The 12,087-nt window shown below is 54.9% G+C and carries 10 protein-coding genes; all 10 read right to left on the bottom strand.

Annotated features, from left to right (window positions below):
- Positions 1-301: 301 nt before the first annotated feature.
- The 10 genes from phoU to atpG all read right to left on the bottom strand — a co-directional run bounded on the left by phoU (position 302) and on the right by atpG (position 12,051).
- Positions 302-1,027: a phosphate signaling complex protein PhoU gene (phoU, locus tag ABLU73_RS14060; protein WP_004107251.1), complete on the bottom strand. Its 726-nt coding sequence runs from the start codon at positions 1,025-1,027 to the stop codon at positions 302-304.
- 50 nt (positions 1,028-1,077) lie between these two features.
- Positions 1,078-1,851 carry a phosphate ABC transporter ATP-binding protein PstB gene (gene pstB / locus ABLU73_RS14055; RefSeq protein ID WP_004145006.1) on the bottom strand — a complete coding sequence of 258 codons (774 nt, stop codon included), beginning with the start codon at positions 1,849-1,851 and terminating at the stop codon, positions 1,078-1,080.
- 47 nt (positions 1,852-1,898) lie between these two features.
- Positions 1,899-2,789: a phosphate ABC transporter permease PstA gene (pstA, locus tag ABLU73_RS14050; RefSeq protein WP_004202301.1), complete on the bottom strand. Its 891-nt coding sequence runs from the start codon at positions 2,787-2,789 to the stop codon at positions 1,899-1,901.
- On the bottom strand, positions 2,789-3,748 hold the full coding sequence (gene pstC, locus ABLU73_RS14045) for a phosphate ABC transporter permease PstC (protein WP_004202302.1): 960 nt from the start codon (positions 3,746-3,748) through the stop codon (positions 2,789-2,791). The genes pstA and pstC overlap by 1 nt, the downstream gene beginning before the upstream one ends.
- A gap of 128 nt (positions 3,749-3,876) precedes the next feature.
- Positions 3,877-4,917 carry a phosphate ABC transporter substrate-binding protein PstS gene (pstS, locus tag ABLU73_RS14040; protein WP_004150308.1) on the bottom strand — a complete coding sequence of 347 codons (1,041 nt, stop codon included), beginning with the start codon at positions 4,915-4,917 and terminating at the stop codon, positions 3,877-3,879.
- A 339-nt stretch (positions 4,918-5,256) separates the two neighbouring features.
- Positions 5,257-7,086 (bottom strand): glutamine--fructose-6-phosphate transaminase (isomerizing), encoded by a 1,830-nt coding sequence (glmS, locus tag ABLU73_RS14035; RefSeq protein WP_004202303.1) that lies wholly within the window; start codon positions 7,084-7,086, stop codon positions 5,257-5,259.
- Between the two features lie 186 nt (positions 7,087-7,272).
- The gene (glmU, locus tag ABLU73_RS14030) at positions 7,273-8,643 is read right to left on the bottom strand and encodes a bifunctional UDP-N-acetylglucosamine diphosphorylase/glucosamine-1-phosphate N-acetyltransferase GlmU (RefSeq protein ID WP_017899654.1); all 1,371 of its coding nucleotides are present in this window, start codon (positions 8,641-8,643) and stop codon (positions 7,273-7,275) included.
- A gap of 695 nt (positions 8,644-9,338) precedes the next feature.
- Positions 9,339-9,758, bottom strand: coding sequence for a F0F1 ATP synthase subunit epsilon (locus tag ABLU73_RS14025; protein WP_001251971.1), 420 nt, complete (start codon positions 9,756-9,758; stop codon positions 9,339-9,341).
- Between the two features lie 20 nt (positions 9,759-9,778).
- Positions 9,779-11,161 carry a F0F1 ATP synthase subunit beta gene (atpD, locus tag ABLU73_RS14020; RefSeq protein ID WP_004144997.1) on the bottom strand — a complete coding sequence of 461 codons (1,383 nt, stop codon included), beginning with the start codon at positions 11,159-11,161 and terminating at the stop codon, positions 9,779-9,781.
- Positions 11,162-11,187: 26 nt separating this feature from the next.
- The gene (gene atpG, locus ABLU73_RS14015; RefSeq protein WP_004144996.1) at positions 11,188-12,051 is read right to left on the bottom strand and encodes a F0F1 ATP synthase subunit gamma; all 864 of its coding nucleotides are present in this window, start codon (positions 12,049-12,051) and stop codon (positions 11,188-11,190) included.
- Between the last annotated feature and the right edge of the window lie 36 nt (positions 12,052-12,087).

Genomic DNA, 12,087 nt, shown 5'->3' with positions numbered 1-12,087 from the left:
AGGTTTTGCCCGCGCATCGCGGTAGCAACCCTTATTAAGTCATTCTTCGCACGCATAAAAAAACCTGATATCGCCGCCGTGGTGGCAATATCAGGTTTTGCCTGCTGTCGCAGTAACAATCCGTTTAAAACATTCTGAGCTTGCGCGCTCAGTCAGTGGATGCTGATTGTTACGCGATAAAATGAAGAACTCAAACGGGCAGCCTGTTAATTGTGACGATAATCTCAGCAATATCGCTGCCGGTGGAGGAGTCATATCTAATTCTGATAAATCCATTCATCAGAATTAGACAAAATGATTATTACTCTTTCGGATCTTTACCAGCGAGCAATTTATCCAGTTCATCGCCGCCCACATGACGGAAATCCTGGCCTTTGACGAAGTAGAAAATATATTCGCAGATATTCTGGCAGCGGTCGCCGATACGCTCGATGGAGCGCGCGCAGAACAGCGCCGTCAGGACGCTGGGGATAGTGCGCGAGTCTTCCATCATGTAGGTCATCAGCTGACGTACGATACCTTCATACTCCTGGTCGACTTTCTTGTCTTCGCGATAGATACGTACCGCCTCGTCGAGATCCATACGCGCGAAGGCATCCAGCACGTCATGCAGCATCTGCACCGTATGGCGGCCCAGCGATTCAAGGCTCACCAGCAGCGGCTGATGCTGCTGGGAAAACTTCTCCAGCGCGGTACGGCAGATTTTATCCGCCACATCGCCAATGCGTTCCAGCTCAGCGATAGTCTTGATGATCGCCATCACCAGGCGCAGGTCGCTGGCGGTCGGCTGGCGCTTGGCGATGATGCGCACGCAGGCTTCATCGATCGCCACTTCCATCATGTTGACCTGTTTGTCGCCGTCAATCACGCGTTTCGCCAGTTCGCTGTCCTGGTTATGCATTGCGGTGATCGCATCAGAAAGCTGTTGCTCCACCAGCCCCCCCATGGTCATCACCTGGGTGCGGATATACTCCAGTTCAGCGTTGAACTGGCCGGAAATATGTTTGTTAAGATTTAGGTTGTCCATGGTGTCTCCTGATTGCCCAACTGGTGAGAGCCTGAAAGCACAAGGGCAAATCAACCGTAGCGGCCAGTAATATAATCTTCAGTTTGTTTCTTCGCGGGCTTGGTGAACAGATCATCCGTATTGCTGAACTCAATCAGCTCGCCAAGATACATAAATGCCGTATGGTCGGAGCAACGCGCAGCCTGCTGCATGTTGTGAGTCACGATAACGACGGTGTAGTCCTGTTTCAGCTCGGTGATCAGTTCTTCGATACGCCCGGTGGAGATCGGGTCCAGCGCGGAGCACGGCTCATCAAGCAGCAGCACTTCCGGGCGGATCGCGATACCGCGGGCAATACACAGACGCTGCTGCTGACCACCGGAGAGAGAATACCCGCTCTGGTGCAGTTTATCTTTGGTTTCGTTCCATAATGCGGCTTTGGTCAGCGCCCACTGCACGCGCTCGTCCATATCGGCACGGGACAGTTTTTCAAACAGGCGCACCCCGAAAGCGATGTTGTCGTAAATGGACATCGGGAACGGCGTTGGCTTCTGGAACACCATGCCAACCTTAGCGCGCAGCAGGGCGATATCCTGGGTGTTAGTCAGAATATTGTCGCCATCCAGTAGGATCTCACCTTCCGCACGCTGCTCCGGATACAGTTCAAACATTTTGTTGAACGTGCGCAGCAGGGTGGATTTACCACAGCCTGACGGACCGATAAACGCCGTTACCTGGTTTTTGGTGATATCCAGGTTGATGTTCTTCAGGGCATGGAATTTGCCGTAGTAGAAGTTCAGGTTACGAACTGAAATCTTACCCGGAGCTGTATTCACCATACTCATCTCAATCTCTTCCTCATTCAGCGCAGCCGTGGCTGCGCCGCAAAAAATTAACCGTGTTTCTTCTTGGCGAAGATAACGCGCGCCAGGATGTTCAGCAGCAAGACGCACAGGGTGATAATCAATACCCCGGCCCATGCCAGTTGCTGCCACTCCGCAAACGGACTCATGGCAAATTTGAAAATGGTCACCGGCAGGTTGGCAATCGGCTGCATCATGTCGGTGCTCCAGAACTGGTTAGACAACGCGGTGAACAGCAAGGGCGCCGTTTCCCCAGCGATACGGGCGATAGCCAGCAGGATCCCGGTCATAATCCCTGAGACGGAGGCTTTCAGGGTGATCGCCGAGATCATCTTCCACTTCGGCGTCCCCAGCGCATAGGCCGCTTCACGCAGGCTATCCGGCACCAGTTTCAGCATGTTTTCGGTGGTACGAATAACGATAGGCACCTGCAGCAGCGCCAGGGCGATAACGCCCGCCCAGCCCGAGAAGTGCTGCATCTGCGCCACCACGATGGTGTAGACGAACAGGCCGACCACGATAGACGGTGCGGAAAGCAGAATATCGTTGATAAAGCGGATAATTTCAGCCAGCACCGACTTGCGGCCATACTCCGCCAAATAAATTCCGGCGAGGATACCCAGCGGCGTACCAAAGACGGTTGCCCACAGGATCAGCAGGCCGCTGCCGGCGAGGGCGTTGGCCAGACCACCGCCCGCGGTATTCGGCGGCGGCGTCATTTCGGTAAACAGCGCCAGACTCATGCCGTCGAAGCCGCGGGTTATGGTCGCCATCAGGATCCAGATAAGCCAGAACAAACCAAACGCCATGGTGGCCATCGACAGCGCCAGAGCGATACGGTTCTTCATGCGGCGTTTGGCCTGCATCTTGCGGCGGGACTCCGCCAGCTCGGCGGTGCTTTGCATTTCAATGGTCGCCATTAGCGTGCCCCCTCATTCTTCGCGAGGCGCATAATCATAAACTTCGACGCCGCCAGAACGATAAAGGTGATAACGAACAGGATCAGGCCCAGCTCCATTAGCGCCGCCACGTGCAGGCCGGTTTCCGCTTCGGCAAATTCGTTGGCCAGCGCGGAAGTAATGCTGTTCCCCGGCATATACAGCGATATGCTGTCGAGCTGGTAGGTGTTGCCGATGATAAAGGTGACCGCCATGGTTTCACCCAGCGCGCGGCCCAGACCGAGCATCACGCCGCCGATCACCCCGTTTTTGGTGAACGGTAAAACGATGCGCCAGATCACTTCCCAGGTGGTGCAGCCGATGCCATAGGCCGACTCTTTCATCATCACCGGCGTCTGTTCGAAAACATCGCGCATGACCGCGGCGATATAAGGGATGATCATGATGGCCAGAATGACGCCAGCGGCGAGAATGCCAATCCCAAACGCCGGGCCGGCAAACAGCGCGCCGACGAACGGGATGGTCGACAGGACGTTCCCCACCGGCTCCTGGAAGTAAGTCGCAAACAGCGGGGCGAAAATAAACAGGCCCCACATGCCGTACACGATACTCGGGATTGCCGCCAGCAGCTCAATCGCAATGCCCAGCGGGCGCTTGAGCCAGGCGGGGGACAGTTCAGTCAGAAACAGCGCGATGCCGAAGCTCACCGGGACGGCGATCAGCAGCGCGATAAAGGAGGTCACCAGAGTTCCGTAGATCGGCACCAGCGCGCCGAAGATTTCGTTGGGCGCATCCCACTCTTTGGTCCACAAAAAGGCAAAGCCAAACTTTTGAATGCTCGGCCAGGAAGAGATGATCAGGGAAACAATGATGCCGCCCAGCATCAATAGCACAATCAGCGCAGCCAGTTTTACCAGCGCACTGAAAATTATGTCACCCTTTTTCCCCGGAGGGGTAAATGCAGGCTTGGTTGCAGCCATAGATTACTCTTTACGTATTAAAACTTGTTCGAATAAATGCCCGGTGGCGTTGGCTCCCGGGCCTACAGTCTGAACCGTAGGGCGGGCAGCGCCTGAACGCCCCCGCCATCTTCGTCAAAAATCTACTGTTAGTACAGCGCTTTACCGCTGCTGTCTTTGACGTTGGTTTTCCATGCCGCACGAACCTGCTCTACCACGCTTTCCGGCAGCGTCGCGTAATCCAGCGCATTGGCTTCTTTCCCGCCGTTTTTATACGCCCAGTCAAAAAACTTCAGCACTTCTGCGGTCTGCTCAGGCTTGTTCGTCGCCTTATGCACCAGGATGAAGGTGGTTGAGGTGATCGGCCATGCGTTTTCACCTTTCTGGTTAGTCAGGTCCTGAGCGAAAGACTTGCTCCAGTCAACGCCTTTTGCGGCGTTAGCGAAGTTGTCTTCAGTCGGGCTAACCGGCTTGCCGTCGGCAGAGACCAGTTTGGTGTACGCCAGGTTGTTTTGCTTGGCGTAAGCGTATTCGACGTAACCAATCGAGCCCGGCAGACGCTGAACAAAAGCGGCGATACCGTCGTTGCCTTTACCGCCCAGACCGGTTGGCCAGTTAACGGTAGAGCCTGCGCCGATTTTCGATTTCCACTCTTCATTCACTTTGGACAGGTAGCTGGTGAAGACGAAGGAGGTACCGGAACCATCGGCGCGGCGAACCACGGCGATATTCTGCGACGGCAGCTTCAGACCCGGGTTGAGCTTAGCGATCGCTTCGTCATCCCATTTTTTAATTTTACCCAGGTAGATATCGCCGAGGGTTTTGCCATCCAGCACCAGCTCGCCGGATTTCACGCCAGGCAGGTTAACCGCCAGCACCACGCCGCCAATCACGGTCGGGAACTGGAACAGGCCTTCCTGGGTCAATTTGTCATCAGCCAGCGGAGCATCAGAAGCACCGAAATCCACGGTGTTGGCAATAATCTGTTTAACGCCACCAGAGGAACCAATACCCTGGTAGTTCACTTTATTGCCAGTTTCTTTCTGATAGGTGTCAGCCCATTTGGCATACACCGGCGCAGGAAAAGTTGCACCTGCGCCAGTCAGGCTTGCTGCTGCGAAAGCAGAGAAAGCGCTCATCGATAAGGTCGCGGCGACAACTGTTGCGACGGTGGTACGCATAACGTTCATAATGTCTCCTGCTGGGATTCGTAAATCATTGTTTCGAGGCTATGGTGAGCAAAATAGGTCAAAGAGGTGACAGTAAAATGTACGAATTATGACAGTTTTATGACACACCAGGAGGGGGGATTTTACGTCAAATAATACGCTTATAACTCAAATGGTTATCTACTAGCATGACCACACAATGACAGAATAATTTTCTTTTTATGACAGCGAAATCGCAGAGCAAAACGATCGTTTGTCATCTATCGCCTGCCCAGATATTGCGCACAAGATCGGCGAAAAACAGCAGGTAAAAATAAAAAAGGGCCGCCGCCGGCAGCCCTTTGCAAAAGAGATAATACGTTACTCAACCGTGACCGATTTCGCCAGGTTACGCGGCTGATCAACGTCAGTGCCTTTGATCAGCGCAACGTGATAAGCCAGCAGCTGCAGCGGTACGGTGTAGAAGATAGGCGCGATGCTCTCTTCGACATGCGGCATCTCAATGATGTGCATGTTGTCGCTGCCGTTGAAGCCGGCGTCACCGTCGGCGAAAACGTACAGCTCACCGCCGCGGGCGCGAACCTCCTCGATGTTGGATTTCAGTTTTTCCAGCAGCTCATTGTTCGGCGCCACTACGATCACCGGCATTTCCGCATCAATCAGCGCCAGCGGGCCGTGCTTAAGCTCGCCTGCCGCGTAGGCTTCCGCGTGAATATAGGAGATCTCTTTCAGCTTCAGCGCCCCTTCCATAGCGATCGGGTACTGATCGCCGCGGCCAAGGAACAGCGCATGATGCTTATCAGAGAAACGCTCTGCCAGCTGCTCAATACGCTTGTCCTGGGAGAGCATCTGCTCGATACGGTTCGGCAGCGCCTGCAGGCCGTGGACGATATCATGCTCAATGGACGCATCCTGGCCTTTCAATCGCGCCAGTTTCGCCACCAGCATCAGCAGCACCGTCAGCTGAGTGGTAAAGGCCTTGGTCGAGGCCACGCCAATTTCCGTTCCGGCTTTGGTCATCAGCGCCAGATCGGATTCACGCACCAGCGACGAGCCCGGCACGTTGCAGATGGCCAGCGAGCCGAGATAGCCCAGCTCTTTCGACAAACGCAGCGCCGCCAGGGTATCGGCGGTTTCACCAGACTGGGAAAGGGTGATCATCAGGCTGTTACGACGCACCGCAGACTTCCGATAGCGGAATTCGGAGGCGATTTCCACATCGCACGGCACGCCGGCTAACGCCTCGAACCAGTAGCGGGAAACCATCCCGGAGTTATAGGAGGTCCCGCAGGCAACAATCTGAATATGTTCAACCTGAGCCAGCATTTCATTGGCGTTCGGCCCCAGCTCGCTGAGATCGATTTCGCCGTGGCTGATACGCCCGGTCAGGGTGTTCTTAATCGCATTTGGCTGTTCGAAAATCTCTTTCTGCATATAGTGGCGATAGATACCTTTATCGCCGGCGTCATACTGCAGATTGGATTCGATCTCCTGACGCTTCACTTGCGCAGCGGATTTATCGAAAATCACTACCGAGCGACGAGTCACTTCCGCAATGTCGCCTTCTTCAAGGAAGATGAAGCGGCGGGTAACCGGCAGCAGCGCCAGCTGGTCGGAGGCGATAAAGTTTTCCCCCATGCCCAGACCGATAACCAGCGGGCTACCGGAGCGGGCCGCCAGCAGGGTACCCGGGTCGCGGGTATCCATGATCACGGTGCCGTAGGCGCCGCGCAGCTGCGGGATGGCGCGCAGCACGGCTTCACGCAAGGTTCCACCTTGTTCCAGCTCCCAGTGCACCAGATGGGCGATAACTTCGGTATCGGTCTCAGTGACGAAGACATAGCCGCGAGACTGCAGCAATGCGCGCAGCGGCTCGTGGTTTTCGATGATCCCGTTATGGACCACCACAATGTGTTCAGAAACATGCGGATGCGCATTGCTCTCAGACGGTTCGCCGTGCGTCGCCCAGCGAGTATGGGCGATCCCGGTACCACCGTGTAACGGTTGCTCTTCGACCGCCTGAGCCAGCATCTGTACCTTACCCAGGCGACGCACGCGGGTCATATGACCTTCGCTGTCGACTACCGCCAGACCGGCAGAGTCATAGCCACGGTATTCCAGACGACGTAAACCTTCGAGAAGGATTTCAGCAATATCACGCTGCGCGACTGCGCCAACAATTCCACACATAGTTAAATTTCCTGATAATGGCGATATGCCATGCGTTGTCGCTGACCTGTATTTGCCCGTTTTCCGGGCGCCCCGAGCCTTGTAGAGAGTGGGGTTATTGTTATGGTACTGCCTGCGGACGGGGATCTATGTTGACCCTCTCATCCTGGTTCGCCTGGCGTTGTACACCCCCGGCGACAATTCTGTTCATTTTTTCTTCACCGGACGCTGCCAGCCCTGCTTATGGACCTGCGGCACGCGGCTCAACACCAGTTCGTTATCGGCGATATTGCGTGTGACGGTGGTGCCGGCGGCGATAGTGACGCCGTTGCCTACCGTAACCGGGGCCACCAGCTGGGTATCCGAGCCGACAAAGACATCGTCGCCAATAATCGTTTTGTGTTTGTTCGCGCCATCGTAGTTGCAGGTGATGGTGCCCGCGCCGATATTGACGTTATCACCGATCTCCGCATCGCCCAGATAGGTCAGATGACCCGCCTTGGAGCCTTTGCCGAGACGCGCCTTTTTCATTTCCACGAAGTTGCCAACGTGGGCGCCTTCCAGCAGTTCGGCGCCCGGGCGCAGACGGGCAAATGGACCGATGGTGCAGGCCGCCTGCAGCTGGGCATCTTCCACCACGCTGTAGGGGCTGATTTCACAATCATCGCCGATAATGCTGTTTTTAATCACGCAGCCGGCGCCGATTTTCACTCGATCGCCCAGCACGATGCGGCCTTCCAGAATAACGTTAGTATCGATCTCCACATCGCGCCCGTGCTGCAGCGTACCGCGCAGATCGAAACGCGCCGGATCGCGCAACATCACTCCCGCCAGCAGCAGCTTTTCCGCTTGCTCAGCCTGGTAGACGCGCTCCAGGCGCGCAAGCTGCAGGCGGTTGTTGACGCCTTCGACTTCGCTCAGGCGCTGGGGATGCACGGCAACGATCTCGCGACCTTCCTGATGCGCCATGGCGATGATATCGGTGATGTAGTATTCGCCCTGGGCGTTGTTATTGGTGAGATTCGCCAGCCAGCGCTTGAGGTCCGCTCCGCCGGCGATCAGGATCCCAGTGTTAATTTCCTGAATCTGGCGCTGCGCCTCGCTGGCATCTTTGTGCTCAACGATGCCCGTCACCTGGCCATTTTCACGGGTAATGCGGCCGTAGCCGGTTGGATCATCCAGCTTCACGGTCAGCAGACCAATCCCGCCCTGCGGCTTCGCGGCGCGCAGGCGCTGTAGCGTCTCGACGGAGATCAGCGGCACATCGCCGTAGAGCATCAGGATGTCTTCATCATCATTGAAGAACGGCGCCGCCTGCTGCATGGCGTGCCCGGTTCCAAGCTGCTCGGCCTGCAGCACCCAGTTCAGGTTGTCTTCATGCAGCGTCTGACGCAGCAGATCGCCACCGTGGCCATACACCAGGTGTACCGCACATGCGCCTAAATCGTTAGCGGCATCAATGACATGCTGCACCATTGGCTTCCCGGCCAGGGTATGCAGCACCTTAGGAAGATCGGAATACATGCGGGTCCCTTTGCCTGCGGCAAGGATAACCACGCTCATCGCACTATTTGACATACTCATCCTGACGGTAGTTAGAACGAAAAGTAAAAGCCTTTCACGTTGAAATTTCTACATATTTTTCATCATAAAACGAGACGTGGAGAAAACGTCCAGGCTCACTGCTATACACCATTTTATGACGCTATTTTTAACCACTGCAAATCAGTTTAACGCTGAAAAAGGAGGGCGGGGAGGATAATCATTGACTATCTCACTGCTTTTGCTGTTTTTTCGCCACCTGAATAAAGCCGCTGCGGAAAGCGATTTTCAGTACCCACAGCGGGAAGAACCAGGATAATCGTCGCCAGTCGCTGGCGGGGGAGGGCGGCAAAGTGATTGATGTAGCGATAAAAAACGAAAGGCCACCGTCAGGTGACCTTCTTTGCCCGGTTTCACATCGCCAGTGTTGTCGTTTTGATGGGCGATACGTCGTGTCAGCGGGGGGGATAGCGCGGAGCTTAGAAGCTCAGGACGCTAAATTTAGCGATGATTTTATGGAACAGTTTCATGATGATTTCCTGACGCAGGTGCAGTTTGATAACGCTATTTTATGTGATATGCATCACATAAAATAGAGTCTACGCTTCATCATTTAACTAATCAATAACAATTAAGGGTGAATTCTGTTTTCACTTCATCCGCTCGTCAGCAGCTGGGCATAAAAAAAGCCAGCCTGGAAACCAGACTGGCTTTTTACGTTCAAGCCGGTGTTACATCGCTTTTTTGGTCAACTCGATAACGCGCAGTTTAGCGATCGCTTTGGCCAGTTCCGCAGACGCCTGAGCGTAATCCACATCGCCGTGAGAGCTCTTAATGTGCTCTTCCGCTTTGCGTTTCGCTTCCAGCGCTCGCGCTTCGTCGAGGTCCTGACCACGAATTGCGGTATCCGCCAGGACGGTCACGCTGCCAGGCTGCACTTCAAGAATGCCGCCGGACAGATAGATAAACTCTTCATGACCGTGCTGTTTAACGATGCGAATCATACCAGGCTTAATGGCGGTGAGCAGCGGTGCGTGTCCCGGGTAAATACCCAGTTCACCTTCGCTACCCGTTACCTGGATTTTTTCGACCAGACCAGAGAACATTTGTTGCTCTGCGCTGACGACGTCCAGGTGGTAAGTCATTGCCATATCACCCTCCGATTAAGGCGTTAAAGTTTTTTGGCTTTTTCCACGGCTTCGTCGATGGAACCGACCATGTAGAACGCCTGCTCTGGCAGGTGATCGTATTCGCCTTCCATGATGCCTTTAAAGCCACGGATGGTGTCTTTCAGCGCCACGTATTTGCCCGGAGAACCGGTAAAGACTTCAGCCACGAAGAACGGCTGGGACAGGAAGCGCTGGATCTTACGTGCGCGAGCTACCACCAGTTTGTCTTCTTCAGACAGTTCGTCCATACCGAGGATGGCGATGATGTCTTTCAGTTCCTGATAACGCTGCAGGATGGACTGCACGCCACGCGCGGTGTCGTAGTGTTCCTGACCAACAACCAGCGGATCCAGCTGACGGCTGGTGGAGTCCAGCGGGTCAACAGCCGGGTAGATACCCAGGGAAGCGATCTGACGGCTCAGTACTACGGTTGCATCTAAGTGAGCAAAGGTAGTGGCTGGGGATGGGTCAGTTAAGTCATCCGCCGGTACGTATACAGCCTGTACGGAGGTGATAGAACCGGTTTTGGTGGAGGTGATACGTTCCTGCAGAACGCCCATCTCTTCCGCCAGCGTCGGCTGATAACCTACCGCTGAAGGCATACGACCCAGCAGTGCGGATACTTCCGTACCGGCCAGGGTGTAACGATAGATGTTATCGACGAACAGCAGTACGTCACGACCTTCGTCACGGAATTTCTCAGCCATGGTCAGGCCGGTCAGCGCAACGCGCAGACGGTTTCCCGGCGGCTCGTTCATCTGGCCGTACACCAGGGATACTTTATCGATAACGTTGGAGTCGGTCATTTCGTGGTAGAAGTCGTTACCCTCACGAGTACGCTCACCTACGCCCGCAAACACGGAGTAACCGGAGTGCTCGATCGCGATGTTACGGATCAGCTCCATCATGTTTACGGTTTTACCGACACCCGCACCACCGAACAGACCGACTTTACCGCCCTTCGCGAACGGACACATCAGGTCGATAACTTTGATGCCGGTTTCCAGCAGTTCCTGAGAGCTGGACAGCTCTTCATAGGACGGTGCTGCGCGGTGGATAGCCCAACGCTCTTCTTCGCCGATGTCGCCTTTCATGTCGACCGGTTGACCCAGTACGTTCATGATACGACCTAGCGTAGCTTTACCAACCGGGACTTCGATCGGGTGCTCGAGGTCTTTTACATCCAGACCGCGGCGCAGACCATCGGAAGAACCCATGGCGATGGTACGCACGATACCGCCGCCCAGCTGCTGCTGAACTTCCAGCACCAGAACTTCATTACCATTCTGTACCTCAAGGGCTTCGTACACGCGTGGTACGGCATCCTGAGGGAACTCGACGTCGACCACGGCGCCGATTACCTGGACAATCTTTCCAGTAGCCATCTTAAATCCTCTACGAAATAACCTGGTTAAACCGCGGCGGCCCCCGAGACGATCTCGGTGAGTTCCTGAGTAATGCTGGCCTGACGAGCTTTGTTGTATACCAACTGCAGCTCTTTAATCAGGCTGCCGCCATTATCGGTCGCGGCTTTCATCGCCACCATACGGGCGGCCTGCTCGCTGGCCAGGTTTTCAACCACGCCCTGATAAACCTGAGACTCGACGTAGCGGCGCAGGAGGGTATCCAGCAGCGCTTTCGGATCGGGCTCATACAGGTAATCCCAGGATTTACGTTTCAGATCAGCGTCTTCTGATGCCGGTAACGGCAGCAGCTGAGTGATCGTCGGAACCTGAGACATGGTGTTAATAAATTTGTTGCTGACAACGTACAGCTTGTCCAGACGGCCTTCATCATAGGCCTGCAACATCACTTTTACCGGGCCGATCAGTTCGGACAGGGATGGGTTATCCCCCATACCGGTCACCTGTGCAACAACGTTGCCGCCAACGGAGTTAAAGAAAGAGACGCCCTTAGAGCCGATCATTGCGAGGTCGCACTGAACGCCTTTATCGGACCATGCTTTCATTTCCGCCAGCAGTTTCTTGAACAGGTTAATGTTCAAGCCGCCGCACAAACCACGGTCGGTCGACACCACCAGGTAGCCCACGCGCTTAACGTCGCGTTCTTCCAGGTAAGGGTGCTTATATTCCAGATTACCGTTCGCAAGGTGACCAATCACTTTGCGCATAGTATCTGCGTAAGGACGGCTGGCCGCCATGCGCTCCTGCGATTTACGCATTTTGGAAGCGGCGACCATCTCCATCGCTTTAGTGATCTTTTGCGTGTTCTGGACGCTTGCGATCTTACTACGTATCTCTTTTGCGCCGGCCATGAGCTTCTCCTCAATGCCTTGCGGCCTGCCCTAAGA

It is taken from the genome of Klebsiella sp. GG_Kp175 (assembly GCF_040062325.1).
Lineage (GTDB): Bacteria > Pseudomonadota > Gammaproteobacteria > Enterobacterales > Enterobacteriaceae > Klebsiella > Klebsiella quasipneumoniae.
Note: the sequence above shows the minus strand (reverse complement) of the source record. Positions and strands in the feature narration are given on the sequence as shown.